The 26,980-nt window shown below is 72.1% G+C and carries 28 protein-coding genes; 5 read left to right on the forward strand and 23 right to left on the reverse strand.

From position 1 onward, the window contains the following. Positions 1–159: 159 nt before the first annotated feature. The 3 genes from smc to OEIGOIKO_RS12035 form a co-directional block, all read right to left on the reverse strand. Positions 160–3,711: a chromosome segregation protein SMC gene (gene smc / locus OEIGOIKO_RS12020; protein ID WP_125054030.1), complete on the reverse strand. Its 3,552-nt coding sequence runs from the start codon at positions 3,709–3,711 to the stop codon at positions 160–162. A gap of 294 nt (positions 3,712–4,005) precedes the next feature. After that, positions 4,006–4,212, reverse strand: coding sequence for a hypothetical protein (locus tag OEIGOIKO_RS12025; protein WP_030018387.1), 207 nt, complete (start codon positions 4,210–4,212; stop codon positions 4,006–4,008). A gap of 381 nt (positions 4,213–4,593) precedes the next feature. Beyond that, positions 4,594–4,875 carry an acylphosphatase gene (locus OEIGOIKO_RS12035; RefSeq protein WP_031007255.1) on the reverse strand — a complete coding sequence of 94 codons (282 nt, stop codon included), beginning with the start codon at positions 4,873–4,875 and terminating at the stop codon, positions 4,594–4,596. A gap of 135 nt (positions 4,876–5,010) precedes the next feature. On the opposite strand from OEIGOIKO_RS12035, the gene OEIGOIKO_RS12040 reads away from it, so the two are divergent. Next, positions 5,011–5,961 (forward strand): CAP domain-containing protein, encoded by a 951-nt coding sequence (locus OEIGOIKO_RS12040; protein ID WP_125054031.1) that lies wholly within the window; start codon positions 5,011–5,013, stop codon positions 5,959–5,961. Positions 5,962–6,031: 70 nt separating this feature from the next. Here the strand turns inward: OEIGOIKO_RS12040 and OEIGOIKO_RS12045 are convergent, their stop codons facing one another. The 10 genes from OEIGOIKO_RS12045 to OEIGOIKO_RS12090 all read right to left on the reverse strand — a co-directional run bounded on the left by OEIGOIKO_RS12045 (position 6,032) and on the right by OEIGOIKO_RS12090 (position 15,797). Beyond that, a complete protein-coding gene (locus tag OEIGOIKO_RS12045; protein WP_125054032.1) occupies positions 6,032–6,268 on the reverse strand; it encodes a hypothetical protein in 237 nt (78 codons plus the stop codon). A gap of 216 nt (positions 6,269–6,484) precedes the next feature. Then, on the reverse strand, positions 6,485–7,345 hold the full coding sequence (mutM, locus tag OEIGOIKO_RS12050; RefSeq protein ID WP_125054033.1) for a bifunctional DNA-formamidopyrimidine glycosylase/DNA-(apurinic or apyrimidinic site) lyase: 861 nt from the start codon (positions 7,343–7,345) through the stop codon (positions 6,485–6,487). A gap of 159 nt (positions 7,346–7,504) precedes the next feature. Then, positions 7,505–8,323 carry a ribonuclease III gene (gene rnc, locus OEIGOIKO_RS12055; protein ID WP_125054034.1) on the reverse strand — a complete coding sequence of 273 codons (819 nt, stop codon included), beginning with the start codon at positions 8,321–8,323 and terminating at the stop codon, positions 7,505–7,507. 19 nt (positions 8,324–8,342) lie between these two features. Continuing rightward, a complete protein-coding gene (gene rpmF / locus OEIGOIKO_RS12060; RefSeq protein ID WP_003951102.1) occupies positions 8,343–8,516 on the reverse strand; it encodes a 50S ribosomal protein L32 in 174 nt (57 codons plus the stop codon). Between the two features lie 2 nt (positions 8,517–8,518). Continuing rightward, positions 8,519–9,202, reverse strand: coding sequence for a YceD family protein (locus OEIGOIKO_RS12065; protein WP_125054035.1), 684 nt, complete (start codon positions 9,200–9,202; stop codon positions 8,519–8,521). Positions 9,203–9,288: 86 nt separating this feature from the next. Then, positions 9,289–10,392: a cell division initiation protein gene (locus OEIGOIKO_RS12070; protein ID WP_176602594.1), complete on the reverse strand. Its 1,104-nt coding sequence runs from the start codon at positions 10,390–10,392 to the stop codon at positions 9,289–9,291. A gap of 97 nt (positions 10,393–10,489) precedes the next feature. Next, the gene (gene coaD / locus OEIGOIKO_RS12075; protein WP_033037174.1) at positions 10,490–10,969 is read right to left on the reverse strand and encodes a pantetheine-phosphate adenylyltransferase; all 480 of its coding nucleotides are present in this window, start codon (positions 10,967–10,969) and stop codon (positions 10,490–10,492) included. A 26-nt stretch (positions 10,970–10,995) separates the two neighbouring features. Next, positions 10,996–11,580 (reverse strand): 16S rRNA (guanine(966)-N(2))-methyltransferase RsmD, encoded by a 585-nt coding sequence (rsmD, locus tag OEIGOIKO_RS12080; protein ID WP_125054037.1) that lies wholly within the window; start codon positions 11,578–11,580, stop codon positions 10,996–10,998. Positions 11,581–11,688: 108 nt separating this feature from the next. Continuing rightward, positions 11,689–13,911, reverse strand: a complete 2,223-nt coding sequence (gene recG, locus OEIGOIKO_RS12085) for an ATP-dependent DNA helicase RecG (RefSeq protein ID WP_174857154.1) — start codon at positions 13,909–13,911, stop codon at positions 11,689–11,691. An 83-nt stretch (positions 13,912–13,994) separates the two neighbouring features. Next, positions 13,995–15,797: a DAK2 domain-containing protein gene (locus OEIGOIKO_RS12090; protein WP_170251694.1), complete on the reverse strand. Its 1,803-nt coding sequence runs from the start codon at positions 15,795–15,797 to the stop codon at positions 13,995–13,997. A 214-nt stretch (positions 15,798–16,011) separates the two neighbouring features. Here OEIGOIKO_RS12090 and rpmB point away from each other — a divergent pair, with 214 nt between their 5' ends. Beyond that, positions 16,012–16,197 (forward strand): 50S ribosomal protein L28, encoded by a 186-nt coding sequence (rpmB, locus tag OEIGOIKO_RS12095; protein WP_003984695.1) that lies wholly within the window; start codon positions 16,012–16,014, stop codon positions 16,195–16,197. A 133-nt stretch (positions 16,198–16,330) separates the two neighbouring features. On the opposite strand, the gene thiD is transcribed toward rpmB, so the two are convergent. Then, entirely contained in the window at positions 16,331–17,122 is a 792-nt protein-coding gene (thiD, locus tag OEIGOIKO_RS12100; protein ID WP_125054040.1) for a bifunctional hydroxymethylpyrimidine kinase/phosphomethylpyrimidine kinase, read from the reverse strand. Positions 17,123–17,195: 73 nt separating this feature from the next. Next, positions 17,196–18,176: a thiamine-phosphate kinase gene (locus OEIGOIKO_RS12105; protein WP_125054041.1), complete on the reverse strand. Its 981-nt coding sequence runs from the start codon at positions 18,174–18,176 to the stop codon at positions 17,196–17,198. Positions 18,177–18,385: 209 nt separating this feature from the next. Between OEIGOIKO_RS12105 and OEIGOIKO_RS12110 the strand changes: the two genes are divergently transcribed. Both OEIGOIKO_RS12110 and OEIGOIKO_RS12115 read left to right on the forward strand, forming a co-directional pair. Further along, positions 18,386–18,619, forward strand: coding sequence for an Lrp/AsnC family transcriptional regulator (locus tag OEIGOIKO_RS12110; RefSeq protein ID WP_030018372.1), 234 nt, complete (start codon positions 18,386–18,388; stop codon positions 18,617–18,619). A 9-nt stretch (positions 18,620–18,628) separates the two neighbouring features. After that, positions 18,629–19,120 carry a DUF3515 domain-containing protein gene (locus OEIGOIKO_RS12115; RefSeq protein WP_125054042.1) on the forward strand — a complete coding sequence of 164 codons (492 nt, stop codon included), beginning with the start codon at positions 18,629–18,631 and terminating at the stop codon, positions 19,118–19,120. A gap of 18 nt (positions 19,121–19,138) precedes the next feature. On the opposite strand, the gene OEIGOIKO_RS12120 is transcribed toward OEIGOIKO_RS12115, so the two are convergent. The 3 genes from OEIGOIKO_RS12120 to OEIGOIKO_RS12130 form a co-directional block, all read right to left on the reverse strand. Beyond that, positions 19,139–20,275, reverse strand: a complete 1,137-nt coding sequence (locus tag OEIGOIKO_RS12120; protein ID WP_125054043.1) for a D-alanine--D-alanine ligase family protein — start codon at positions 20,273–20,275, stop codon at positions 19,139–19,141. A gap of 67 nt (positions 20,276–20,342) precedes the next feature. Continuing rightward, complete coding sequence (locus OEIGOIKO_RS12125; protein ID WP_125054044.1) at positions 20,343–21,344, reverse strand: NAD(P)H-dependent glycerol-3-phosphate dehydrogenase; 1,002 nt, start codon at positions 21,342–21,344, stop codon at positions 20,343–20,345. Beyond that, on the reverse strand, positions 21,341–22,171 hold the full coding sequence (locus OEIGOIKO_RS12130; RefSeq protein ID WP_125054045.1) for a lysophospholipid acyltransferase family protein: 831 nt from the start codon (positions 22,169–22,171) through the stop codon (positions 21,341–21,343). Before OEIGOIKO_RS12130 ends, OEIGOIKO_RS12125 begins: the two co-directional genes overlap by 4 nt. 140 nt (positions 22,172–22,311) lie before the next feature. Between OEIGOIKO_RS12130 and cofC the strand changes: the two genes are divergently transcribed. Then, positions 22,312–22,998: a 2-phospho-L-lactate guanylyltransferase gene (cofC, locus tag OEIGOIKO_RS12135; RefSeq protein ID WP_246177317.1), complete on the forward strand. Its 687-nt coding sequence runs from the start codon at positions 22,312–22,314 to the stop codon at positions 22,996–22,998. A 222-nt stretch (positions 22,999–23,220) separates the two neighbouring features. On the opposite strand, the gene OEIGOIKO_RS12140 is transcribed toward cofC, so the two are convergent. The 5 genes from OEIGOIKO_RS12140 to leuC form a co-directional block, all read right to left on the reverse strand. Then, positions 23,221–23,442 (reverse strand): hypothetical protein, encoded by a 222-nt coding sequence (locus OEIGOIKO_RS12140; RefSeq protein WP_125054047.1) that lies wholly within the window; start codon positions 23,440–23,442, stop codon positions 23,221–23,223. A gap of 150 nt (positions 23,443–23,592) precedes the next feature. After that, positions 23,593–24,318: an HU family DNA-binding protein gene (locus tag OEIGOIKO_RS12145; protein ID WP_125054048.1), complete on the reverse strand. Its 726-nt coding sequence runs from the start codon at positions 24,316–24,318 to the stop codon at positions 23,593–23,595. Between the two features lie 125 nt (positions 24,319–24,443). Then, on the reverse strand, positions 24,444–24,689 hold the full coding sequence (locus tag OEIGOIKO_RS12150; RefSeq protein WP_125054049.1) for an SCO5555 family protein: 246 nt from the start codon (positions 24,687–24,689) through the stop codon (positions 24,444–24,446). A gap of 135 nt (positions 24,690–24,824) precedes the next feature. Further along, complete coding sequence (gene leuD, locus OEIGOIKO_RS12155; protein WP_125054050.1) at positions 24,825–25,418, reverse strand: 3-isopropylmalate dehydratase small subunit; 594 nt, start codon at positions 25,416–25,418, stop codon at positions 24,825–24,827. Positions 25,419–25,425: 7 nt separating this feature from the next. After that, positions 25,426–26,862: a 3-isopropylmalate dehydratase large subunit gene (leuC, locus tag OEIGOIKO_RS12160; RefSeq protein ID WP_125054051.1), complete on the reverse strand. Its 1,437-nt coding sequence runs from the start codon at positions 26,860–26,862 to the stop codon at positions 25,426–25,428. Between the last annotated feature and the right edge of the window lie 118 nt (positions 26,863–26,980).

Below are 26,980 nucleotides of genomic sequence, written 5' to 3' on the forward strand. Positions count from 1 at the left end.
ACCCTATGCCTTCAAGTTTCGAAGTCAATAGGTCGTGATGATTTTGTTTCGGCGTAACTTCCAGGGGGATGCGTTCAAGTTATGAACCGTAGCGGGCCGTAGTAATCGTGTACGTCACATCGAGTACCCGGCGCCGCACCGACTACGCGGGGGCCGCGCTCAGCGCAGCCGCTGGCTGACGACCTTCGAGACGCCGTCGCCCTGCATCGACACCCCGTACAGCGCGTCGGCGACCTCCATCGTCCGCTTCTGGTGCGTGATCACGATCAGCTGGGAGCTCTCCTGCAGCTCCTCCATGATCCCGATCAGCCGCTGCAGATTGGTGTCGTCCAGCGCCGCCTCGACCTCGTCCATCACGTAGAACGGGCTGGGGCGCGCCTTGAAGATCGAGACCAGCAGCGCCACCGCGGTCAGCGACCGCTCACCGCCCGACAGCAGCGACAGCCGCTTGACCTTCTTGCCCGGCGGGCGGGCCTCCACGTCCAGACCGGTGGTGAGCATGTGGTCCGGGTCGGTCAGCACCAGCCGCCCCTCGCCGCCCGGGAAGAGCCGCGCGAAGACGCCCTCGAACTCCCTGGCGGTGTCGTGGAAGGCCTCGGTGAAGACCTGCTCCACCCGCTCGTCGACCTCCTTGACCACCCGCAGCAGGTCGGTCCGGGTCTTCTTCAAGTCTTCAAGCTGCTCGCTGAGGAACTGGTGCCGTTCCTCCAGCGCGGCGAACTCCTCCAGCGCCAGCGGGTTCACCTTCCCGAGCTGCTGATACGCCCGCTCGGCGGCCTTGAGCCGCTGCTCCTGCTCGGCCCGTACGTAGGCCACCGGCCGGTTGCGCGGGTGCTCCGGGTCCTGCGGAAGCTCCTCGCCCTGCGCGGCCGGGGACGGCGGTACGGGCTGGTCGGGGCCGTACTCGGCCGCCAGCACGGCGGGCTCGACGCCCAGCTCCTCCAGCGCCTTGGCCTCCAGCTGCTCGATCCGCAGCCGCTTCTCGGCGCCCAGCACCTCGCCCCGGTGCACCGAGTCCGTCAGCTTGTCCAGCTCGCCCTTCAGCTCCCGGCTCGCGTTGCGCTCGGCCACCAGCGCCTGCTCGCGCTCCTGCTTGGCCAGCTCCGCCGCCAGCCGCTCCTCCTCGGCCCGGACGACCGAGACCTCGACGTGTGCCAGCAGCTGCCGCGCTCCGGAGGCCACCGCGGACGCCACCGCCGCCTCGTGGCGGGCCCGGGCGCGCCGCTGCTCGGCACGGGCCCGCGCCTCGCGTTCGGCCCGCGCCGCGCGGTCGAGACCGTCGGCCCGGCCCGCGAGGGCCTTGACCCGTTCCTCGTGCGTGCGGGCCTGGAGGCGCGCCTCCATCTCCGTCTGCCGCGCGTTGGCGCCGTCCGCGGCCAGCCGGTCCCGTACGGAGGTGTCCGGCTCCTCGTCGCCGGGCTCCTCCTCGGCCACCGCCAGCCGGGCGGCCAGTTCCTCGGCCTCCTCGGTCGCCCGTTCGAGTGCTTCCTCCGCCTTCGCGGCGGCCGCGGCCGAGCGCTCCGCCTCGTCGGCGGCGCCGCGTGCCTGGCCACCGAGGCGGCCCAGGTCGCCCGCGACGCGGGACTTCTCGCGGTCGGCGGCACTGCGCCGCTCCCCCGCCTCATCGGCCAGCCGCGCGCACGCGTCCCGCTGTTGCCGTGCCGCCTCGTGAGCGGCGGTCAGCTCCGTACAGCGTTCGCCCAGTTCGGCGGCCTCGGCCGCGGCTTCGTCGACGGACGCCTGCACTTCCAGCAGGCTCGGCGCGCCGGCCGACCCGCCCTGCGCGAAGTGCGCTCCGAGGACGTCGCCTTCGGCGGTCACCGCGGTCAGCTCCGGGCGGGACGCCACCAGTTCCTCGGCGTCCTCCAGCGATCCGACGACCACGACGCCGCGCAGCAGCCACCGTACGGAGCGCAGCAACTCGTCCGGACCGCTGACCAGTTCGGCCGCGAGCGGCAGGCCGCCGGAATCCACGTCCCGGCTCGTCTCCGGTCCCGCTCCCAGCACCATCGCGGCACGTCCAGCGTCCTCCTTGCGCAGGAGGCGAATCGCTTCGGCAGCGGTGGCCGGGTCGGCCACGGCCACCGCGTCCGCCGCCGCGCCGAGTGCCGCGGCCACCGGCACCTCGTGGCCCGGGGCGACGGTCAGCAGTTCGGCGGCCGGACCGAGCAGGCCGGTCAGCCGGTCGGCCGCACCGAGCAGCGCGCCGGTCCCGTCCTTGCGGCGCAGCCCGAGGGCCAGTGCCTCGTGCCGGGCGGACACCGCCGCGCGCTGCCGCTCGGCGGCCGTCTGCGCGTCGCGCGCGGCACTCAGCGCGGCCTCGGCGTCGGCCAGGTCCTGTTTGGCGGCCTCGTGCTGTCGTGCCAGGTCGGCGTCGTCCGCGTCCAGCCCGTCCACCTCGGCCTTGAGCGTCTCGTACTGCTGCTGGGCGTGGGCCGCGCGCTGCTGCGCCTCGTCCCTGGCCGCGGCCAGCCGTCCGATCTCGGCCTGCGCCGAAGCCGCCCGGCCGCGCGCGGCGGTGACCTGCCCGTGCAACCTGGCCAGCCCCTCCCGCCGGTCCGCCATGGCGCGCGCGGCGTCCCGCAGCCGCCGCTCCTCGTCCGCCAACTGACGCTCCAGAGCGGCCCGGTGCTCGACGGTGTCCTCCAGCGCCCGGCTCGCCGCCTCCAGCGCGGCTTCCAGCTCGGCCTCCTGCTCACGGACCCGGGCCGCCTCCCGTTCCAGGTCCTCCGGGTCGCGGCCGCGCCGTTCCTCCGGCGGGGCGGCCGTCGCGCTCTTGACGCGCGCGTCGGCCAGCGAGACCGTGCCGCGCACCCGCTCGGCGAGCTGCGACAGCTCGTAGAACGTCTGCTGGGCCCGCTGGAGGCGTGGCGTCAGCGTCCGTACCTCCTCCTCCAGTGCGGCCTCGCGCCGTGTCGCCTCCTTGAGCCGTTGCTCGGCGGTCTCCTTGCGCTGCTTGAGCGCCGCCTCGTCAGCGATCTCCGCGCGCAGCGCTTCACGAAGCGATACGAGGTCGTCGGCGAGCAGCCGCAGCCGGGCGTCGCGCAGGTCGGCCTGGATGACGGCGGCCCGGCGGGCGACAGCGGCCTGCCGGCCCAGCGGCTTGAGCTGCCGCCGCAGCTCGTCGGCGAGGTCCTGGACGCGCGCCAGGTTCGCCTTCATCGCCTCCAGCTTCCGCAGCGCCTTCTCCTTGCGCTTGCGGTGCTTGAGGACGCCGGCCGCCTCCTCGATGAAGGCGCGGCGCCCCATGGGATCGGCGTGCAGGACGGAATCGAGCTGGCCCTGCCCGACGATGACGTGCATCTCCCGGCCGATGCCGGAGTCCGAGAGCAGCTCCTGGATGTCCAGGAGGCGGCAGGTGTCCCCGTTGAGCTGGTACTCGCTGCCGCCGTTGCGGAACATCGTCCGCGTGATGGTGACCTCGGCGTAGTCGATGGGCAGGGCGCCGTCGGAGTTGTCGATGGTCAGCGAGACCTCGGCGCGGCCCAGCGGCGGCCGGCCGGTCGTCCCGGCGAAGATCACGTCTTCCATCTTGCCGCCGCGCAGCGACTTGGCGCCCTGCTCGCCCATGACCCAGGACAGGGCGTCGACGACATTGGACTTGCCCGACCCGTTGGGGCCCACGACACAGGTGATGCCGGGTTCAAAACGCAGTGTCGTGGCGGAGGCGAAGGATTTGAATCCTCGCAGTGTCAGGCTCTTGAGATGCACGCCGTTGGACTCTACCGCCCGCCCCCGGCCGGGAGCCGCCCCGGCACGAGGGCCCGGTGCGGCCGCCGGGACGCGGGGCGTCCTGGCCGCGCCCCGGACGCCCGCACTCCTCGCGGCGGTGTGATTTCGGTTTCGTTGCTGAAGGTGCAGGGCACATCAGACGGTGAGGGTCGACCGGGAGCCGAACAGAAAAGCAACGGAAAACGACGAAGGGACGCCGAAGCGTCCCTTGAAGATCTTGCTAGCGGTGCCTCAAGCGGCTGGCGAACAGCCCGTCGGCCCCGGGGGATGGGGTCAGGTGAGCGCGGGCTCCGCCTGGGGTACGTCGATGCCGTCGAGCATCGAGTCGTCGTGACGTGCGGCAGCGGACAGCATGTCGTTTTCGGCCTGCATCCGGATGAGTTCGGATTCGAGGTCCTGGACGCGCTGCTGAAGCCGTCGCATCTCGGAGAGGACTCGGGGGTCGGAGCCGCCGACGTAACCGAGAAGCGCCTTTGCCATGATGGATGGTCCTCCACACTGAGTGACCGACCGAAGCGGTGTGGGTCGTGAGGGATTCGCACCCGCGGTGCTTGCCATTGTCCTGCGAACTCAATGCCAAACAGCTAAGGTGCGCGGGGCTTCCAGAGTCTCACCAAAAGGTTTGAGGGTCAACACGATCACGCCCCGTATCCTTGGGCGCCCGGGAGTCCGCGGCCGCGGCAACGCCGGACCGGCTCCCCAGAAAAGCGCCTCGGGGGCGTGGAGATCATCCTTACAGCGGCAGCCTTCCACGGGTCGGCCGAGTTGGCAACCACCAGGTCATGACTGCAGTGTGCATCTGACGGGGACACGTGAAACCGGCCCCGCGTCCGGTTCCCGGATACCGCGCGCCGCACCGGGTCAGCGGATCGCGAATCCGTCGTAACCGCCCCGCGGCGTGTCCCAGATCTCACCCACCCCCTCGACCCGTCCGGGCGTGTCGCCGGTGCGCAGCCACTCCAGAAGCTCCTCGCACCGTTCGCGGGGCCCCTCGGCGACGACCTGGACCCGGCCGTCCTCCAGATTGAGGGCGAAGCCCACGAGGCCGCCGATCCGCAGGGCGTTGGCCCGGGTGAACCACCGGAAGCCGACTCCTTGGACCCGGCCGCGCACCCAGGCGGTCAGGCGGACATCTTCGTTCATGTCTGCACGTTAACCGGCCAATTGCTCGGCGGGCACATCGGCCCCACACGTCATGGCGTACAGTCGCCCGGCAACGAGACTCACCCTTACGAGTGAGGCACGTTGACGCTCGTGTGGACAGAAGGAAGGCAGTGGATGGGCCGCCATCGACGCTCCGCTCCCGCATCACCCGAAGCCGCCGGAGCCACGGACCAGGCCGCAAGCCCGGCCGCCGCACCTCCCGCACCCGCGGGCCCCGCGCACTCCGGCCGCCACCGCGGCAACCGCCCCGCGCGCGACCGCCGCTCCGCCCCGGTCCGCACCGGCCTGCTCGGCGCCTCGGCCGCCGTGGCGATGGGCGCGGTCGCCGTCGCCTCGGGCCTGCTGCCCGGCGGCGGCCAGTACGACTGGGGCGGCAGCGGCGGCTCCGGCGAGCGGGTGCGCGCCGACGCCCTGCCGCACACGACGCCACGCGACGCGGCGTCCGTGTCGCCCACCGACCGGGGCGCCGGACAGGCCAGCCGCGGCGAGGCTCGCCCCGGCCTCCCGGACCGGGCGCGCCCCACGTCGTCCGCCGCCCCGTCGGCCACCCCGGCTCCCCGGCAGCCGTCCACGCCCGCCGCGGACACCGCTCCCGACCGGGACCGCACGCAGCGGCCGGACCGTACGGCGACCACCCCCGCACCCCCGAAGAGCACCCCGCCCGCCTCCGCCACACCGGGCACCCCGCCCTCCGCCGCCGAGTCGCAAGTGGTGGACCTGGTCAATCAGGAGCGCGCGAAGGCCGGCTGCTCACCGGTGACCGCCGACCGCGAACTGGGCACCCTGGCCCGGACGTTCAGCGAGGACATGGCGCGCCGCGGCTTCTTCGACCACACCGACCCGGACGGCCGCAGCCCGTGGGACCGGGCCAAGCAGGCGGGCATAGAGAACCTGGGCGGCGAGAACATAGCGCGCGGCCAGGCCGACGCCCGCGCGGTGATGAACACCTGGATGCACAGCTCCGGGCACCGCGCCAACATACTGAACTGCGAGTACAAGACCTTGGGGGTCGGAGCGCACTTCGGCCGGGGCGGCCCGTGGTGGACGCAGGACTTCGGCTTCTGAGCCGGGCGGCACTTCGGTTCCCGAGGCGGGCGGCACTTCGGCTTCCGAGCCGGGCGGCGCCGCCGTCGGCTCAGCCCTCCGCCTCCTCGGGAAGGCTGTCCCACTCCTCCCCGTCGCGGTAGAGCTCGTAGTCGTGCTCGGCGGCGATCTCCTCCGCGTGGGCGCGGCTGCGCACCGGGACCTCGTGCCGCTCGCTGACGACCTCGCCGTGTACGCCGCCTTCTTCGACCACCTCGATCGCGTGTGTCTCGTACACGACGCTGCCGGGCGCCGCCGAGCTCCAGACCAGATGCATACTCGTCGCCATCGGATCCCAACCTCCGAAGGTATGGCCCCCTGGCTACAGGGTCGCATCTCCATCCGTACGAAAGCACGCGTATGCGGGTGGGTCGGCGTGTACAGGTCCCCGCGTACGGGCGGCACGCCCGGGGCCCGGGCGCGCGGGGTGGGCGCGCGGGCCGGGCGCGCGCTGTACGGGCCTGCGGCGCGCACGGTACGGACCCGTGGCGCGCGCTGTACGGGGCTACGGGCGCGGCAGCCGCTGGCAGCGGGGGCAGAAGTAGCTGGAGCGGTTCATCCAGGGGCGGCGGCGCATGGCCGTGCCGCAGCGCCGGCACGGTTCGTCCTCGCGCCCGTACGCGTCCAGCGACCGTTCGAAGTAGCCCGACTCGCCGTTCACGTTGACGTAGAGGCTGTCGAAGCTGGTGCCGCCGACGGCGAGCGCGGCGCTCATCACGTCACGGATGTGGCCGAGCAGCTCGGTGGTACGGGGGCGGGTGAGGGTGGCGGTCGGACGGTCGTAGTGCAGCCGGGAGCGCCACAGGGCTTCGTCGGCGTAGATGTTGCCGACCCCGCTGATCAGCGACTGGTCCAGCAGCGCGCGCTTGACGGTGGTGCGGCGGCGGCGCAGCGCGTCGTGGAAGGCGGCGTCGTCGAAGGCCGGGTCGAGCGGGTCGCGGGCGATGTGCGCGATGACGTCGGGGAGCCCTTCGAGGTCGCCGGGCACGGCGTCGTGCAGCGACAGCCCGCCGAAGGTGCGCTGGTCGACGAAGCGCAGTTCGGTGCCGGCGTCGTCGTCGAAGGTGAAGCGGACGCGCAGGTGCTTCTCGTCGGGGGCGTCCTGCGGCTGGACCAGGAGCTGCCCGCTCATGCCCAGGTGGGCGAGGACGGACAGGCCGTCGGTGACCGGCAGCCAGAGGTACTTGCCGCGGCGCCGGGCCTCGCCGATGCGCTGGCCCCGCAGGCGGGTCGCGAAGTCGACGGCCCCGGCGGTGTGCCGCCGGACGGCCCTCGGGTGCAGGACCTCGACGGCGGCGACGGTACGGCCCCGTACCCACCGCTCCAGTCCGCGGCGTACGACCTCGACCTCGGGCAGCTCGGGCACGGCTCTCCTCGTCATGCGATGTCCGCCGCGAGCGCGCGGGGGACGCGGTACGGATGGTGCGCGCCGCCCCTGGGGCGGACGGTACGGCCCCGCAAAGCACTGCCCGGCCGCCCTTCCCCGAGGTGGGGTGGACGACCGGGAGTGAGGAGCCTTTGCGGCCTAGGGCGTGTCCCCCGCCGGGGGAACCACGGGCTCCCCGGCCGGCGGCGCGTCCGCGGCCTTCTCGGCCGCTTCGTCCGCCGCCGCGCGGATCGCCCGCCAGGCGGACTCGGCCGCCTGCTGCTCGGCTTCCTTCTTGCTGCGGCCGGTGCCGGTGCCGTACGAGACACCACCGACGCGGGCAGCAGCAGTGAAGGTCTTCTCGTGGTCCGGACCGGTCTCGCTGACCAGGTACTCCGGGACACCGAGACCTTCGGTCGCGGTCAGTTCCTGGAGGCTGGTCTTCCAGTCCAGGCCGGCCCCCAGGCCGGCGGACTTCTCGATGAGCGGGTCGAAGAGCCGGTGCACCAGCTCGCCGGCCGCGTCGAGGCCCTGGTCGAGATAGACCGCGCCGATCACCGCTTCCAGGGTGTCGGCCAGGATGGAGGCCTTGTTGCGGCCTCCGGTGCCCTCTTCGCCCCGGCCGAGGCGGATGAAGGCGCCGAGGTCGAGGCCGCGGCCCACCTCGGCGAGTGCGCGCGAGTTGACCACCGCGGCCCGCAGCTTGGCCAGCTGGCCTTCGGGCAGGTCGGGGTGGGTGCGGTACAGCGTGTCGGTGACCACCAGGCCGAGCACCGAGTCCCCGAGGAACTCCAGCCGCTCGTTGGTGGGCAGACCGCCGTTCTCGTACGCGTACGAGCGGTGCGTCAGCGCACGCACCAGAAGGGCGGACTCGAGGTGGTACCCGAGCCGCCCTTCCAGAAGCGTGTGGGACGAGGCCGTGTCCGCCGTTGCCGTGTCGGCCCCGCGCTTGCGGGGTGACGTAGGGGCGTCTGACATAGAGCCTGTCACCAGCCGATCAGACCTCGAGGACCTGTCGCTTGTTGTAGGTGCCGCAGCTCGGGCACGCGATGTGCTGCTGCTTCGGCTCGTGGCAGCGCTCGCACGCCACCAGGGTGGGGACCGCAGCCTTCCACTGCGACCGGCGGTGGCGCGTGTTGCTGCGCGACATCTTCCGCTTCGGAACAGCCACGGCTACTTCTCCTGCTTCTCGGCGGCGCGCGCTGACTCAGGCCCGTCGCCGCTCATGTTCTCGTCCTTCTCGCCGGCCGGGTCGGTGGCGAGTCCCTGCAGTGCCGCCCAACGGATGTCGACGGCGTCATGGTGGTGGTCCGGGTCGTCCGCGAGCCGCTCTCCGCACTGGGAGCACAGGCCCGGGCAGTCGTCCTGGCACACCGGCTGCATCGGCAGTGCGAGCACCACCGCATCACGCAGCACGGGTTCGAGGTCGAACAGGTCGTCCTCGAGGAAGAGCGTGTCCTCCTCTTCCTCGGCGTCGTCGCCGGGCTCCGCGGTGCGGGTCCTGGCGTCGGCGTCGGGGTAGGAGAACATCTCCTGGAAGTCCGCTACGAGCTCGCGCTCCAGCGGCTCCAGACACCTTACGCACTCCCCCTGGACCGATGCACGGCCGGTACCTGTGACAAGCACCCCGTCCATGACGGACTCCAGGCGGAAGTCGAGTTCCACCGGCGCGCCCACGGGCACTCCGATGACCTCGTTGCCGAGGTCCCGGGGGGCCTCGACGGTGCGGGAGAGCCGCTGCAGCGCGCCGGGACGGCGTCCCAGATCGCGCGTGTCGAACACGAGCGGGGAACGGTGGTCGAGGCGGGCGTTGATGGCTTCCTGCTTTCTACGCTGACGTACGAGCCGCCCCGTCACCGAGAGGCAACCGGGCAGCAGAGATCGCGGACGTACACGCGACCGAAGAGCCAGGATACTGGAACGGTCCCGATAGGCCCAATCCGCTACTGCCGCCCCTCCTCGTACTGCCGCAGCCGGTCCAAGTCGATCATGCTCGTGTCGAAGAGACTGGTCTCGTCGAGCGCGGCGGGCTGCGCCGCCCGGCCCGCGGGGTCCTGCCCCGGCACCTGGGGCTGCTGGAGGTAGACCGCGTTCGGGTCGTAGGGCTGCTGGTGGGGGTGCTGCGCCTGCGGGTCCTGCCAGCCGTAGCCGTACGGGTCCTGCTGCGCGTACGGGGCCTGCTGGTAGCCGTAGACGTCCTGCTGCTGGTAGCCCGGGGCAGCATAGTCGGCGTGGTCGGCGTGGTCGGCGTGGTCGGCGTAGTGGCCCTGCGGCGGCACGGCGGGCTGCGGCGGGGCCTGCGGCTGCTGCGGTACGGGGTCGGCCAGCTCCGCGAGCCCGGCCAGGTACTCGGCGTCGCCGGTGTGGCCGGGGTGGTGCCCGTCGGCCTGTGCGGCGAGGCTGCCCAGCTCGTCCGTCGGGCGGGCGCCCTGGAGCTTGAGCCGGCCGCGGCCGACGGCCTCCAGGGTCTTGGTCAGGACGGCTTCGAAGGCGCCGAACTTGGCGTCCACGTAGCGGTCGGCCCGCTCCTTGAGCGTCTGCGGGTCGGCGCTGGGCTCGGGCGCCTGGACGCCGTCCTCGTCCTGGTGGCCGCCTTCGCCCGGCGCACGGCCGAGCAGCTTCTCGCGGCCGCGGTCGACCGAGCCGATGGTCTTGGTGAGGACGACCTCGAAGTTGGCCAGTTTGCTGTCCACGTAGTCGTCCGCCTCGGCGCGGACCTCCTCGGCCTCGCGGCGGGCCTCGGCCAGGATGCGGTCGGCCTCGGCCTGGGACTGCCGGGCGACCTCGGTGTCGGAGATCAGCGAGCCGCGGTGGGCGTTGGCGGACTCGATGATCCGCTCCGCCTCGGCACGGGCCTCCTCGACCATCTGCGCACGGTCGCCGAGCACCTCCTGGGCCTGCGCGAGCGACCCGGGCAGCGCGGCCCGCACCTCCTCCAGCATGGCGAGCAGCTCGGCGCGGTTGACCACGCACGAGGCCGACATGGGCATGGACCGGGCGCTGCCGACGGTCCGGACGATCTCGTCGAGCTTTTTCTGCACGTCCACCTTGGACTCGCCACTCTCCGGGTCGGTACGACGGAACGGGGACGACTGTACGTCCACAGCGCCCCGCGCCGACACCTGCTGACGGAAGGTCAGGACGTCACTCGGTACCGAGCCGCTTGGTCAGCTCCTCCAGGACGAAGGGCGGCACGAGGTGGGAGACGTCGCCGCCCCAGGCCGCGACCTCCTTGACCAGGCTGGAGGAGAGGAAGCTGTAGGTGGGGCTGGTGGGGATGAAGAGGGTCTCGATGCCGGAGAGGCCGTTGTTCATCTGGGCCATCTGCAGCTCGTAGTCGAAGTCGCTGACCGCCCGCAGCCCCTTGACGATGGCGGGGATGTCGCGCTGCTTGCAGAAGTCGACGAGCAGGCCGTGGAAGGACTCGACCTGGACGTTGCCGTACTCGGCGGTGGCCCGGCGGATCAGGTCGATCCGCTCGTCGACCGAGAACAGGCCCTTCTTGGCCTGGTTGATCATCACGGTGACGTGCACGACGTCGTAGAGCCTGGAGGCCCGGGCAATGATGTCCAGATGCCCGTTGGTGATGGGGTCGAACGACCCCGGACAGACTGCGCGGCGCAACTGAGGTTCCTCGCTCTCCGGTCCGGTCATGACGCGTTGTCGCACGTCGAAGCGGCGCGACCGTACCAAAGCGTCCCCTCGCCGTAGCGCCGGGACCGAATGGCCTCGAACCCGGCCGGCCAGGGGAACGGACCGCCTCTGGTGCTCCGCTCCACGGTGACGAGTGCCTCCTCGGCGCACCAGCCCCGCCGGTGGAGTGTGAGCAGGATCTCCTCAAGATCGCCGTCGGTGACGGCGTAGGGCGGGTCGAGGAAGAGCACGTCGTACGGCTCGTCCGGAGCCGGCCCGGCGACCACCTGCTCGGCCTTGCCGGCGCGCACCTCGGCGCCCGGCAGACCGACGGTGCGGACGTTGTCCCTGATGGTGCGGACGGCGCGGGCGTCGGCCTCGACCAGCAGGACGTGCGCGGCGCCGCGGGACAGCGCCTCCAGGCCCACGGCGCCGGAGCCGCCGTACAGGTCGAGCACCCGGGCGCCGGACAGCGTGCCGTCCAGCGACTCCCAGGTGGAGAACAGGCCCTCGCGCGCCCGGTCGGAGGTCGGGCGGGTGCCGTTGCCGGGGGGCACGGCCAGGCGCCGGCCGCCGGCGATGCCGGCGATCACGCGGGTCATGGGATCTCGGTCCTTCGCGCTGCGGGTGGGGCGGCCCGCCTGCGCGGACCACTGACCACGATATGGCGTCGGCCGGGCCGGGGCCGCGCCGCCCGGCCCGCCTCGCGTTCACCCCTTGTCGAGGTACTGCTCGCGCTCGGCGTCCAGCAAGGCCTGGAGAGCGATCCGCAGCTCCGGATAGCCGGTCAGCTCGGGGTCGGCGGCGACCACCGAGGTGGCCTCCTCCCGGGCGGCCTCGATGACCTGCTCGTCCTCGATGACGGCGAGCATCCGCAGGGACGTACGGGCGCCCGACTGGGCCTGGCCGAGGACGTCGCCCTCGCGGCGCTGCTCCAGGTCGATACGGGACAGCTCGAAACCGTCCAGGGTGCCGGCGACCGCGGCGAGCCGGGCCCGCGCGGGGCTCGCCTCGGGCATCTCGCTGACCAGCAGGCACAGGCCGGGCGCCGAGCCGCGGCCCACCCGGCCGCGCAGCTGGTGCAGCTGGGAGACGCCGAAGCGGTCCGCGTCCATGATCACCATGGCGGTGGCGTTGGGCACGTTCACCCCGACCTCGATGACGGTGGTGGCCACCAGCGCGTCCACCTCGCCGGCCGCGAACCGGCGCATCACCGCGTCCTTGTCGTCCGGATGCATCCGGCCGTGCAGCACCTCGACGCGCAGTCCGGCGAGCGGCCCCTTCGTCAGCTGCTCGGCGACGTCCAGGACGGCCAGCGGGGGCCGCTTGTCCTCGCCCCCGCCGCCCCCCGGCTCCTCCCCGTCCTTCTTCTTCGCACCCTTGCCCTTCGGCGCCTCCTCCTCGTCACCGATGCGGGGGCACACCACGTACGCCTGATGGCCGTTCCCGACCTCCTCGCGCACCCGTTCCCAGGCTCGCGCCAGGAAGTGCGGCTTGTCCTTGGCGGGTACGACATGGCTGGCGATCGGCGAGCGCCCGGCGGGGAGTTGGTCCAGTACGGAGGTCTCCAGGTCGCCGAAGACGGTCATCGCGACCGTACGGGGAATGGGGGTGGCCGTCATGACGAGGAGGTGCGGCGGCTGCTTGCCCTTGCCGCGCAGCGCGTCCCGCTGCTCCACGCCGAAGCGGTGCTGCTCGTCGACGACGACCAGACCCAGGTCGTGGAACTGCACCTTGTCCTCGATCAGCGCATGGGTGCCGATGACGATGCCGGCCTCGCCCGTGACGAGGTCGAGCAGGGCCTGCCGGCGGGCGGCGGCCCCCATCGAGCCCGTCAGCAGCACCACCTTGGTCCCGTGCTCGGCCCCGCCGAGCATGCCCCCTTCGGCCAGCTCCCCCATCATCTCCGTGATGGACCGGTGGTGCTGTTGGGCGAGCACTTCGGTGGGCGCGAGCATCGCCGCCTGCCCGCCGGTGTCCACGACGGCGAGCATGGCGCGCAGGGCCACCATGGTTTTCCCGCTACCCACTTCCCCTTGAAGAAGCCGGTGCATCGGATGGTCCGTCGCCAGGTCCCCGAAGATCTCGCGGCTGACCTTCTGCTGGCCTTCGGTGAGGGTGAAGGGGAGTTTCGCGTCGAAGGCGTCGAGCAGGCCGCCGGGGGTCAACGGGCGGGGTGTGGCGGGGAGTTGGGTTTCCGCCATGCGGCGGCGGGCGAGGGCCACCTGGAGGACGAACGCCTCGTCCCACTTGAGCCGGGAGCGGGCGTCCTCGATGTCGGCCTTCGTGCGCGGGCGGTGGACCTTCTCCAGGGCGTCCGGGAGCGGCAGCAGGGCCCGGCCCGCGCGCAGGGACTCCGGCAGCGGGTCCAGCGCCTCGCGGGCGCTGGGCAGCACCGCGTCGACGGCCTTGGTGATCTTCCAGGAGGCCATCTGCTGGCAGGCCGGGTAGATCGGCATGAGGCGGCCCGCGAACGCGTCCACGGCCTCCTCGCCGGTCGCGCTTGCCTCGCCTTCCAGCAGCGCGTACTCGGGGTGGGCCAGTTGCAGCTTGCGGTTGAAGACCGAGACCTTGCCCGCGAACATCGCGCGGCGGCCGGGCAGCAGGTCCTTGTGCGGTTTGTGGATGCCCTTGCCGAAGAAGACGAGCTGGAGGCGGCCGCTGCCGTCGGTGAGGGTCACCTCCAGGCGCTGGCCGCGGCCGTTGTTGAACTTCAGCACACGGGCGTCCGCGACCCGCGCGACGACCGTGACGTGTTCGTCCAGCGGCAGGTCGGAGAGCCGGGTCAGCTCACCGCGCTCCGCGTATCTGCGCGGATAGTGATGGAGCAGGTCGCCGACCGTGTGCAGGCCGAGATGCTCGGCCATCACCTTGGCGGTGGTGCCACCGAGAATCTTCTTCAGGGGTTCGTCGAGCGCGGACACGACGACCATTGCACACCACGCCACTGACAACCGGCGGCAGGCCCCGGAATTCCGCCGGGGTGGTGAGCATTTCCGCACCGCCTTCCAGGGCGCTATTCGACGCCGATGAGAAGGGGGGCGCCGCGCTGCCCGCCTTCGTAGACGACGGTGTCCACGGCCAGGTGGCGTTCCCGTACGTGCCTTTCCAGGCGGTCCGCGAGGGAGCCGGGGAAATCCGCGCCCAGGACGAGCGTGACCATTTCCCCGCCCGCGGAGAGCATCCGGTCCAGTACGGTCACCGCGGTCGCGGCCAGGTCGGAGCCGATCACCACCACGTCCCCGTCGATCAGCCCGAGGACGTCGCCGGCCTGGCAGACGCCGGCCATCGTCCAGGACTGCCGTTCGGCGACGGCCAGCTCCGCGTAGCGGGTGGCGCCCGCGGCCGAGGTCATGGCCACCATGTCCTCGTCGAAGCTGCGGGCGGGCTCGTGCACGGCCAGCGCGGCGATGCCCTGGACGGCGGCGCGGGTGGGGATCAGGGCGACCCGTACACCTTCGGTGCGGGCCTGCTCGGCCGCGGCGGCCGCCGTGTGCCGCAGCTCGGGGTCGTTGGGCAGCAGCATCACCTCGCGCGCGTTCGCCTGCCGGATGGCCTGCACCAGCTCGCCGCTGGCGGGCGGCTCCCCCGGGCGTACGGTCACCGCGGTCGCGCCGGCCTCGGCACACAGGCCGGCGAGCCCGTCGCCCGGCACCACGGCCACCACGGCGCGCGCCGCCGGCTCGGGCGCGCGGCGGCGGGCGCCCCGGCCGCCGCCGTCCGGCGTCCCGAAGTGGGTGATGCGGATGCGGTGCGGGCGGCCCGCCTCGATGCCCGCCTCGACGGCGGCGCCCGCGTCGTCCACGTGGACGTGCACGTTCCACAGCCCGTCGCCGCCGACGACCACCAGGGAGTCGCCGAGGGCGTCCAGGCGGGTGCGGAGCCGGGACACGGCGGCGTCGTCGGCCTCCAGGAGGTAGATCACTTCGAAGGCCGGGCCGTCCGGATCGGTGTCGTCGCCGTGGAGGCCGTCCGGGGCCGCGTCGCCGCCGTGCTGCCTCTCGGGGCCGGACCCGTTCCCCTCCGCCGCCGGGCAGCCGCCCGCCACCCGTACGGGGGCGTCCGGCCGTACGGTGATCGCCGCTGTCGGCACCTCCCCGGAGAGCGCCCCGGCCAGCGCGCCCAGCAGGGCGACCAGGCCGCAGCCTCCCGCGTCCACGACGCCTGCCCGGCCCAGGACCGCAAGCTGCCCCGGCGTCGCGTCCAGGGCGGTACGTGCTCCCTCGTACGCGGCCCGCGCCACCGCCGCCGGGGTCCCGTCGGCCCGCTCGGCCGCCTGCGCGGCCGCGGTGGCGACCGTGAGGACCGTGCCTTCGACGGGGTGCGCCACCGCCTCGTACGTCGACTCGGCCGCCCGGCGCAGGGCCCGCTTCAGCACCGCCGCCGGACCGCCGGACCCGGCCTCGCCCCTGGCTTCACCCCTGGCTTCGACCGCGCCCCCGGCCCCGGCCCCCAGGATCTCCGCCATCCCGCGCAGCAGCTGCGCGAGGATCGTCCCGGAATTGCCGCGGGCGCCGATCAGGGCCCCGTGGGCCATGGCGCCGACGGCGTCGCCCAGGTCCGGTGCGGTGCCCGAGGCGCCGTGTCCGTCGAAGGCGGCCTCGACCGCGCGGGCCGCGGACTCGACGGTCAGGTACAGGTTGGTGCCGGTGTCGCCGTCGGCCACGGGGTAGACGTTGATCGCGTCGATCCGCTCGCGCTCGCGGCCCAGGGCCTGGAGCGCGAGGGCGCACCAGGTACGTACCGCATCGGCGTCGAGCGGGTGCGGCACCGTTCGTCCTCCTCGGCCAGCGGCCCTCGGCGGGCTCGGCTCGGTCATGCGATCCACCGCACAGTAGTGGCGCGGGGGCCCGGCGGCCGGGGCGGGGGCCGGGGCGCTCATGGTAGTTTCGTTCTACGGGAGCGGTCGTTGTATGCTGCTCCGGTTGCCCGATGCGAATCGGGCCATTCCTCTCCTGGCGAATCGGGTCGGTTCAATGCACTCCGCTCGTCGGGATTCACCGTAAGTGCATCTGAAGTCTTTGGAGTGACCCGTGGCTGCCAACTGCGACGTCTGCGGCAAGGGGCCGGGCTTCGGCAAGAGCGTTTCCCACTCGCACCGCCGTACCAACCGTCGTTGGAACCCCAACATCCAGACGGTGCGCGCGGTCATCGGGCGCACGCCGAAGCGGCTCAACGTCTGCACCTCGTGCATCAAGGCCGGCAAGGTCTCGCGCTGACGTCCTAGTCGTAGCGCAGCCCCGCCGGTTGCCTGAAAGCCGGTCCACCTCGGTGGACCGGCTTTTTGCCGTACCCGGAGGCCGGAGCCCGGTGTCTCCGGGAGCCGGGCACCGGGTACGCCCTCGTCCCGCCTCAGTCCCGCATCAGCCACCCGTGGTCCACCGGCCCGATCCCCGCGCCCAGGCGGAAGCCGCCCGCGATGGCGCCGGTGACGTACTCCTTGGCCGCCGCCACGGCCTCCGGGACCGTGTCCCCCAGGGCGAGCCGGGCGGCGACGGCGCTGGCCAGGGTGCAGCCGGTGCCGTGGGTGTGCCGGTTGTCGTGCCGCGGGGCGCGCAGCCAGTGTTCCTCGGTGCCGTCGGTGAGCAGGTCGACGGCGTCGCCCTCCAGGTGGCCGCCCTTGATCAGTGCCCAGCGCGGGCCGAAGCCGAGGACCGCGGCGGCAGCGCGCCGCATGTCGGTCTCCTCCCGGACCCGTACGCCCGTGAGCTGGGCGACCTCGTCCAGGTTGGGGGTGGCGACGGTGGCCGTGGGCAGCAGCTTCGTACGGACCGCGTCCAGCGCGGAGGCGGCCAGCAAGGCGTCGCCGTGCTTGGAGACGCCGACCGGGTCCACGACGACCGGCGCGGACACCCCGGCGAGCAGATCCGCGACCGTCTCGACCAGTTCCGGTGAGGAGAGCATCCCGGTCTTGACGGCCTGGACGCCGATGTCGTCCACGACGCTGCGGAACTGGGCCCGTACGGCTTCGGCGGGCAGTTCCCACGCGCCCTGCACACCCAGCGAATTCTGCGCGGTGACGGCGGTCAGCACGCTCATGCCGTGCGTGCCGAGCGCCAGCATCGTCTTCAGGTCGGCCTGGATGCCCGCGCCGCCGCCGGAGTCGGACCCGGCGACGGTCAGGACGCGTGGAGGTGTGCGCATACCGGCGAATCTACCGGGGCCCTTTCCGGGCCCCGTCCGTGGTCCCTCGGAAGCGGACCGTCCCCCGGCCCCCTCAGGCGCCCGGCTGCTCGCCGTCCTCGTCCGCGCCGAAGTGGTCCCAGCCCGCGCCGGACCACGGTGCGCCGTCCACCGTCACCTGCGGCAGCGCCGACGGGTGCAGCACCTCGCCGATCACCTTCCAGCGGGCGGGCAGCTTCACGTCGGGCGGGAACGTCGCCACGATGGCGTGGTCCTCGCCCCCGTTGAGCACCCACTGCATCGGGTCCACGCCGACCGCCGTGCCGATGTCGGACATCTGCGAGGGGATGTCGATCTGGCCCGAGCGCAGGTCGATACGGACCTTACTGGCCTCGGCGATGTGGCCCAGGTCGGCGACCAGGCCGTCGCTGACGTCCGTCATGGCGGTGGCTCCGAGACCGGCCGCCGCGGGGCCCGCGTGGTACGGGGGTTCGGGGCGGCGGTGCGCCTCCACGAAGGCGCGCGGGGAGCGGAAGCCGCGGGTGAGGACCGCGTAGCCGGCCGCCGACCAGCCCAGCCAGCCGGTGACGGCGACCACGTCGCCCGGCTGGGCACCGGATCGGGTGACCGGTTCCTGGTTGCGCAGGTCACCCAGGGCGGTGATGGCGACGGTGATGGTGTCGCCGCGTACGACGTCGCCGCCGACCACGGCGGCGCCCGCCACCTGGCACTCGTCGCGCAGCCCGTCCATCAGCTCGGTCGCCCAGGTCGCCGGCAGTTCGGCGGGCACGACCAGGCCGAGCAGGATGGCGGTGGGCACCGCTCCCATGGCGGCGATGTCGGCCAGGTTCTGCGCGGCGGCCTTGCGGCCCACGTCGTAGGCGGTGGACCAGTCGCGGCGGAAGTGCCGCCCTTCGAGGAGGACGTCGGTGCTGGCCACGACCCTGCGGTCGGGCGCGGTGACCACCGCGGCGTCGTCGCCCGGACCGATCCGTACGGCCGGGGTGGCGGTGAGCCGGGAGGTCAGCTCCCTGATCAGCCCGAACTCTCCCAGCTCGCCCACGGTGCCCTTCATGCTGCTGCCCTTCCGATGCGTACGGACGATCCGTACTGCGCTGCCGATCCGTACTCCGTCACCGCGGGTCCGGCCCCCGCTCCCCCGGGGCGGCCGGCCCCCGCGCCGCGCGTCGCGTTCCCCGCCCGGGTCTCCCCGGCGCGCGCGCCGACGCGGTACCGTGGCGTCCCTTCTTCCCACATGATCCTCGAAGCCGCCCTGGAGGTCCCGTGGTACAGGCGTACATCCTGATCCAGACCGAGGTGGGCAAGGCGTCGGCCGTGGCGGAAGTGATCGCCAAGATCCCCGGCGTGATCCAGGCCGAGGACGTCACCGGCCCGTACGACGTGATCGTGCGGGCCCAGGCCGACACGGTCGACGAACTCGGCCGCATGGTGGTCGCCAAGGTTCAGCAGGTGGACGGCATCACCCGCACCCTGACCTGCCCGGTGGTCCATCTCTAGCTCCCCCGTATGCTCGGCCGGGTGATCTCCTCGTCGCGCCGGCTGCTGATTCCGGCCCTGCTCACCGTGGCGTTCGCCGCGGTGGGCTGCTCGTCCTCGGTCCCCGTCGCCGCCCCCGCGCCCGAAGGCGGCTCCGCGCGGCAGTGCCGGGCGCTCCAGAAGGAGTTGCCGCGGACCGTGGACGGACTGGAGCGGGGCACCGCCGACCCGGTCTCGGACTTCACCGCCGTCTGGGGCGACCCCGCCGTCCGGCTGCGCTGCGGGGTACGCAAACCCGCCGTCCTGACGCCTGGGAGTGAACATTACAACCCTGGTGCGGACGCGGCGGAAGTCGACGGTGTCGACTGGCTCTTCGAGCGGCAGGACGACGGGTACCGCTTCACGACCGTACTGCGCAAGACGTATGTCGAGGTGAGCGTTCCGGGGAAGTACGCCCCCGAGGTCGATGTGCTCACCGACCTCGCGGACGCCGTACGCAAGACGGTGCCGGCCGGGGTCTGAGACCGCCGGCCCGCCGCCTCAGCGCAGCCCCGTGGAGCGCCGCAGCGCCGCCTGGATCAGCCGGTCGACCAGCTCGGGGTAGCTGACGCCGGTCTCCTGCCACATCCGCGGGTACATCGAGATGGGCGTGAAACCGGGCAGCGTGTTGATCTCGTTGATCACGAACTCGCCGTTGTCCTGGAGGAAGAAGTCGGCGCGCACCAGTCCCTCGCAGGAGGCCGCCTCGAAGGCCGCGACGGCCAGTTCCTGGACGCGTGCGGTCTGCTCCTCGGTGAGCGGCGCGGGCACGATGCCGCTGGCCGAGTCGATGTACTTGGCCTCGAAGTCGTAGAAGGAGTGGTCGCAGACCGGCGGGATCTCGGCCGGGACGCTGGCGCGCGGGCCGTCCTCGAACTCCAGGACGCCGCACTCGATCTCCCGGCCGGTCAGCAGCGACTCCACGATGATCTTGGGGTCGTGGCGGCGGGCCTCCGCGACCGCCGCGTCCAGGCCGCTGACGTCGTCCACCTTGGTGATGCCCATGGAGGAACCGGCGCGGGCGGGCTTCACGAACAGCGGCCAGCCGTGTTCCCCGGCGAAGTCCACGATCTTCTTGCGGGCCGCCGCGGGGTCCTGCTCCCACTCGCGGGGGCGGACGACCTCGTACGGGCCGACCGGCAGCCCGAAGGAGGTGAACACCCGCTTCATGTAGTCCTTGTCCTGGCCGACGGCCGAGGCGAGCACCCCGGAGCCCACGTAGGGCACGCCGGACAGCTCCAGGAGACCCTGGAGGGTGCCGTCCTCACCGTACGGGCCGTGCAGCACGGGGAAGACGACGTCGACCTCGCCGAGCGCCTTGGGCACCGCGCCCGGCTCGCTGTAGACGACCTCGCGGCTGGTCGGGTCCACCGGCAGGACGACGGCGCCCCCGGCGGATTCGCTCAGCTCCGCCACGTCCGGCAGCTTCCGGTCCGTGATGGCCATCCGCTCCGGGGCGTCGGCGGTCAGCACCCACCGTCCGTCGGTCGTGATGCCGATGGGCAGCACGTCGTACTTCTCGCGGTCGATGGCGGCCAGCACGGCGCCCGCGGTGACCACGGAGATGGCGTGCTCGGAGCTGCGCCCGCCGAACACGACGGCGACGCGGGGCTTCTGGGAAGGGGTCTCGCTGCTCATATCGCGTTGAGCGTACCTGCTGCCCCAGGAGGGCCGGTGGCGCAGCCCCGGGAGCGGCCGCGGGCCCTCAGTGCCGCTCGGGCTTGGCGCTGCGCGACATCAGTTCCTTGAGGGCCACCAGCGGCGGCTTGCCCTCGTGGACGATGTCCACGACCGTCTCGGTGATCGGCATGTCGACGCCGTGCCGACGGGCGAGATCCAGTACCGACTCGCAGGACTTGACGCCCTCCGCGGTCTGCTTGGTGACCGCGATGGTCTCCTCCAGCGACATGCCGCGGCCGAGGTTGGCGCCGAAGGTGTTGTTGCGGGAGAGCGGCGAGGAGCAGGTGGCGACCAGGTCGCCCATGCCCGCGAGGCCGGCGAAGGTGTGCGCGTCGGCGCCCATCGCCAGGCCCAGCCGGGTGGTTTCGGCGAGGCCGCGGGTGATCAGGGACGCCTTGGCGTTGTCACCCAGGCCCATGCCGCCGGCCATGCCGACCGCCAGCGCGATGACGTTCTTGACCGCGCCGCCCAGCTCGGCGCCGACCACGTCGGTGTTGGTGTACGGGCGGAAGTACGGGGTGTGGCAGGCGGCCTGGAGGCGCCGGGCCACGGCTTCGTCCACACAGGCGACGACCGCGGCGGCGGGCTGCCGGGCGGCGATCTCCTTGGCGAGGTTGGGGCCGGTCAGCACCGCGACCCGTTCGGCGGGGGCCTTGGCGACCTCTTCGACGACCTCGCTCATCCGCTTGGCGGTGCCCAGTTCGACGCCCTTCATCAGGGAGACCAGGACGGTGTCGGCGGGCAGCAGCGGCGCCCAGGCGGCGAGGTTCTCGCGCAGCGTCTGCGAGGGGACGGCCAGGACGGTGAAATCGGCGCCGTGCGCGGCCTCCGCGGGGTCGGTGGTGGCCCGTACGGTCTCCGGCAGCTGAGCGTCCGGCAGGTAGTCGGGGTTGGTCCGGCCGGTGTTGATGGCGTCGACCAGGCCCGCTCTGCGGCCCCACATCGTCACCTCGCAGCCCGCGTCACCGAGCACCATCGCGAATGCGGTGCCCCAGGACCCCGTGCCGTAGACGGCGCAGCGCGTCACTTGCCTTCATCCTCCTGTGTCTTCGGTGCCTGGTCGTCCAGTTTCACGCCCTGCTCGTCCAGTTTCCGCGCCCGCTCGGCGGCCTGCTGTTCCCGGCGGGCCCGGCTGCGCCGGACGGCGTCCTTGCGGTGGTCGTACGGCTCGGCCGGCGCCGGTTCGTCCCGCACCTCGGCGAGGATCGCGGTGACGGCGGCCATGACCTTGTCGGTCACCTCGCGCAGCACCTCGGCGGTGGGCTCCTTGCCGTAGAACTCGCTCAGGTCGACCGCCGGGCCCGCCTTGACCCGCAGGGTCTTGCGCGGGAAGAGCCGCAGCTTCTTCTCCTTGGCGTACGGCGGCATGACCTCGTTGGCGCCCCACTGCGCCACCGGGATGACCGGCGCCTTGGTGAGCAACGCCACCCGGGCGGCCCCGGTCTTGCCCTGCATGGGCCACATGTCGGGATCGCGGGTGAGGGTGCCCTCGGGGTAGAAGGCGACGCATTCGCCCTTGTTGATGGCGGCCACGGCGGCACGGAAGGCCACCGCGGCGTCGGCGGATTCCCGGTAGACGGGGATCTGGCCGGTTCCGCGCATCATCAGGCCGACGAAGCCGCCCTTGAAGAGTCCGGACTTGGCGAGGAATCGCGGGACCCGGCCGGTGTTGTACTGGTAGTGCGCATACGACAGCGGGTCCAGATACGAGTTGTGGTTGACCGCGGTGATGAATCCGCCGTCGGCGGGAACGTGCTCCATTCCCTGCCAGTCCCGCTTGAACAGAACCAGGAGCGGCGGTTTGCAGATGACCGCGGCCAAGCGGTACCAGAAGCCGATTCTGCGGCGGGACACTGGGACACCCTCCTTGTGGGATCTGCTGAGCTGCTGCGACCCGGCAGCCGCACAAGTGTCGCCCCAGGTACCCGCTATGTCGAGAACACCGTAACCCCGCCGCTCACGGAAGGCGGTGACGGCGGGTGAGAATGAGGGGGATGCGAAGAGACGGAGCGGACGTGGGCTGGAGCCTGGTCGTACCGCTGAAACCCCTGGTACGGGCGAAGAGCAGGCTGTCCCGGGCGGCGGGGGAAGAGCTCCGGCCCCAGTTGGCACTGGCGTTCGCGCTGGACACCGTGACGGCTGCGCTGGCCTGCGAAGACGTCCTGGATGTGGCGGTTGTCACGGACGATCCGGTGGCCGGGGAGCGGTTGGCGGCCCTCGGCGCGCGGGTCGTCGCGGACGTGCCGGGCCGCGGCCTGAACGCGGCGCTGGCGTACGGCGCCGGTCAGGTGCGGCAGCGGCGCGCCGCCGCGGCCGTGGCGGCACTGAACGCGGATCTCCCGGCGTTGCGCCCGGCGGAACTGGGGCGGGTCCTGTCGGCTGCCTCGGCATTTCCCCGGGCATTTCTCGCGGATGCGGCGGAAATCGGGACGACGCTGCTGTGCGCGGCTCCCGGAGTGGAATTGGCACCCGCTTTCGGGGGGCCGTCCCGGGCGCGTCACCGCGAATCGGGAGCGCGCGAGATCGTACTGCCGGGGGCCGAATCCGTACGCCGGGACGTGGACACCGGGGAGGATCTGCGGGCCGCGCTGGCACTGGGTGTGGGGCGGCACACCGCCCGCTGTGTGCCGCGGATGCGGGCTCACGCGGCGGCGGAAGGCGCCAGGGCGCCCGGAGTATGACGAAAAGCGGCGGGGTGTCCGCAGGGCGACGGAGAGCCGTCAGACTGCCGGGAAGGGCGCCGGAAAGCCGTCACACCGCGGGGAAGGGCGCCGGAAAGCCGCCGGACGCCCTGAGCAGTGCCGGAAAGCCGCCGGAAGCGCTGCGAGCCCGAGCCGTGCCGGAAGTCAGCGAGCCCGAGCAATGCCGGAAGCCCTGAGAGCCCGGTAAGCGCCGGAAATCCGTCAGAACGTCTGAAGCGTGACGAGCACGATGCGGCGCCCGTCCGCCTCCTTGCCGCCGCCGGCCGCACCCTCGACATCGATACGGACCCGCTGACCGGGCCGCAGCAGCCGCAGGCCGCCCGCGTCGAAGGCCGCGGCGTCGAAGGGCAGCGGGGTGCCGTCGTCGAGCAGCACGCTGCCGGAGCGGGTCTGGGCGTCGTAGGTGTACGCGGTGGCCTGCATGGTGACCAGCCTAGACGGCACACGGCGTCCGGGCCGCGCCGCACACCGCGTCCGGGCCGCTCCGCACACCGGGCGGGCGCTTCGGGACGCACCGCGGGCCGGGCTCCCCGAGGGGAGTCCGGCCCGACGCGTGGCGTCGCCGCTGCTGAATTACCGCTTGCGGGCGGTGGTCTTCTTGGCGGTGGTCTTGCGGGCCGTGGCCTTCTTGGCCGGGGCCTTCTTGGCCGTCGCCTTGGTCGCGGGCGCGGTCTTCTTGGCCGTCGCCTTCTTGGCGGTGGCGGTGGCCTTCTTGGCCGGGGTGGCCTTCTTGGCGGCGGTGGCCGTGGTCTTCTTGGCCGCCGACTTCTTCGCCGTGGTGGCGGTGGCCTTCTTCGCCGCCGGGGTGGCCTTCTTGGCGGCGGCCGTGGTCTTCTTCGCCGTGGCGGTGGTCTTCTTCGCCGGCGTGGCCTTCTTGGCGGCGGTGGCCGTGGTCTTCTTCGCCGTGGTCTTCTTGGCGGTGGCCTTCTTGGTGGCGGCCTTGGCCGTCGTACGGGTGGAAGAACCGCCCGAGAGGCTGCCCTTGGGAGCCTTCTTCACGGCCACGTCGTTCTTCGGGAGCTTCTTCGAGCCGCTGACCAGGTCCTTGAAGCCCTGACCGGCACGGAAACGGGGCACCGAGGTCTTCTTGACCCGGACCCGCTCACCCGTCTGCGGGTTGCGGGCGTAGCGGGCCGGACGGTCCACCTTCTCGAACGAACCGAATCCGGTGACCGATACGCGGTCGCCGGAGACAACTGCACGGACGATTGCGTCCAGTACCGCGTCCACCGCGTCCGCGGCGTTCTGACGGCCGCCGAGCTTGTCGGCAATGGCTTCTACGAGCTGCGCCTTGTTCACGTCTTCCCCTTCGGAGACATTGCTGGAACGAAAGTGTTCAAGCCTTTTCGCACGTTAGGCAGATATATACCGCAAATCAAACACGAAACGGGCTAATCACCCTTGTGCCGCAACGAACTCGACCTTCACGGAGTTCCGTCGGCGTGCACGTCTACGGGAAAGCGACCCTCGTCGAGGTCGTTCATGAACCACTCCAGACGCCTTGCCGCGTCCGCCAGATCGTGTTTCGCCGCCGCCGTGATGACGAGCAGCTTCCGGGTCAGCGCCATGCGTACGCCCTCCGGGACTTGCAGTGTCCGCACTCGTGTGTGTGCGTCCTTGAGTCGGTCGGCGACGAGACCGTAGAGCTTGAGTTGGTCGTCGCGTTCCATGCGCTAATTGTGCCATCTGCGGCGAGTTGTCGCTTCACGGGGCCTCAACGGCAGCCTCCACACGCCGATGCGCCCCCTGCCAACTAGCAAGGGGCGCATCGTACGCAATAAGGCTTTGAGCCAAAAAACCCGAGGTCAGACTACTACCGTACGCGGCTTGAACGACGGCCTGTTCGCCTCGTACCCGGCGATGGCCTCCTCCTCCCGAAGGGTGAGGCTGATGTCGTCCAGTCCCTCCAGCAGCCGCCAACGCGCATTCTCGTCCAGCTCGAACCCTGCGGTGATGCCCGGTGCCCGGACCTGCCGGCCGACGAGGTCGACGGTGACCTCGGCCGCGGGGTCGGCCTCGGCGAGCTGCTGCAGCGCCTCGACGGTCTCCTGCGGCAGCACCACGGTCAGCAGTCCGTTCTTCAGCGAGTTGCCCCGGAAGATGTCGGCGAAACGCGAGGAGATGACGGCTTTGAAGCCGTAGTTCTGCAGAGCCCACACCGCGTGCTCACGCGAGGAGCCGGTGCCGAAGTCGGGTCCGGCCACCAGGACGGTCGCCCCCCGGTACGTCTCCTGGTTCAGCACGAACCCCGGGTCCTTGCGCCAGGCCTCGAAGAGCCCGTCCTCGAAGCCGTCGCGGGTGACCTTCTTGAGCCAGTGGGCCGGGATGATCTGGTCGGTGTCGACGTTGCTGCGGCGCAGCGGGACGGCCCGGCCGGTGTGCGTGGTGAAAGCTTCCATGGTGGTTTCAGACTCCCGCGGGCGTGCGTACGTCGGCGTCGGCGTCGGACAGGTCGGCCGGCGATGCAAGATGGCCGAGAACCGCCGTCGCGGCGGCGACCTGGGGCGAGACCAGGTGGGTACGGCCACCCTTGCCCTGCCGGCCCTCGAAGTTGCGGTTGGAGGTCGAGGCGGACCGCTCGCCGGGGGCCAGCTGGTCCGGGTTCATCCCGAGACACATCGAGCAGCCGGCGTGCCGCCACTCGGCACCGGCCTCGGTGAAGACCTTGTCGAGGCCCTCCGAGACCGCCTGGAGGGAGACCCGTACCGAGCCCGGGACGACGAGCATCCGTACGCCGTCGGCGACCCGGCGGCCCCGTACGATCTCGGCGGCGGAGCGCAGATCCTCGATGCGCCCGTTGGTGCAGGAACCTACGAAGACGGTGTCGACACGGATGTCGCGCAGCGGCTGACCGGCCGTCAACCCCATGTATTCCAGGGCCTTTTCGGCGGCGAAGCGCTCCGATGCGTCTTCGTACGAAGCGGGGTCGGGGACGTGCGCCGAAAGGGGTGCGCCCTGGCCCGGGTTGGTGCCCCAGGTGACGAACGGGGCCAGCTCGGCGGCGTCCACGACGACCTCGTGGTCGAAGACCGCGTCGTCGTCGGTGCGCAGGGTCTTCCAGTACGCCACGGCGGCGTCCCAGTCGGCCCCCCGGGGCGCGTGGTCGCGGCCCTGGAGGTAGGCGAAGGTGGTCTCGTCGGGGGCGATCATGCCGGCCCGGGCGCCCGCCTCGATGGACATGTTGCAGATGGTCATCCGGGCCTCCATCGAGAGCTTCTCGATGGCCTCGCCGCGGTACTCGATGACGTAGCCCTGGCCGCCGCCGGTGCCGATGCGGGCGATGACGGCGAGGATCAGGTCCTTGGCGGTGACGCCGTCGGGCAGCTCGCCCTCGACGGTGACGGCCATGGTCTTGAACGGCGCCATCGGCAGCGTCTGGGTGGCCAGCACGTGCTCGACCTGGCTGGTGCCGATGCCGAAGGCCAGCGCGCCGAACGCGCCGTGAGTGGAGGTGTGGCTGTCGCCGCACACCACGGTCGTGCCCGGCTGGGTCAGTCCCAACTGCGGTCCCACTACGTGGACGACTCCCTGCTCGACGTCGCCCAGCGGGTGCAGCCGGACGCCGAACTCCGCGCAGTTCTTGCGCAGCGTCTCCAGCTGGGTGCGGGAGACGGGGTCGGCGATGGGCTTGTCGATGTCGAGGGTGGGGGTGTTGTGGTCCTCGGTGGCGATGGTGAGGTCGGTGCGCCGCACCGGCCGGCCGGCCTTGCGCAGGCCGTCGAACGCCTGCGGGCTGGTCACCTCGTGGAGCAGGTGCAGGTCGATGAAGAGGAGGTCGGGCTCGCCTTCGGCGCGCCGGACGACGTGGTCGTCCCAGACCTTCTCCGCGAGTGTCCGTGCCATCGCTTTCCCTCCGGCCGGCCGCATTGCCGGCCCAACTCGACTGTGTACGCGGCGCCTGTCCCCCGGATCCGGACGCCGTGCCGGGCCCTGGTCGGGGGCCGCGACTACAGATTGGCGG

This window comes from Streptomyces paromomycinus (assembly GCF_003865155.1).
Taxonomy (GTDB): Bacteria; Actinomycetota; Actinomycetes; order Streptomycetales; family Streptomycetaceae; genus Streptomyces; species Streptomyces chrestomyceticus.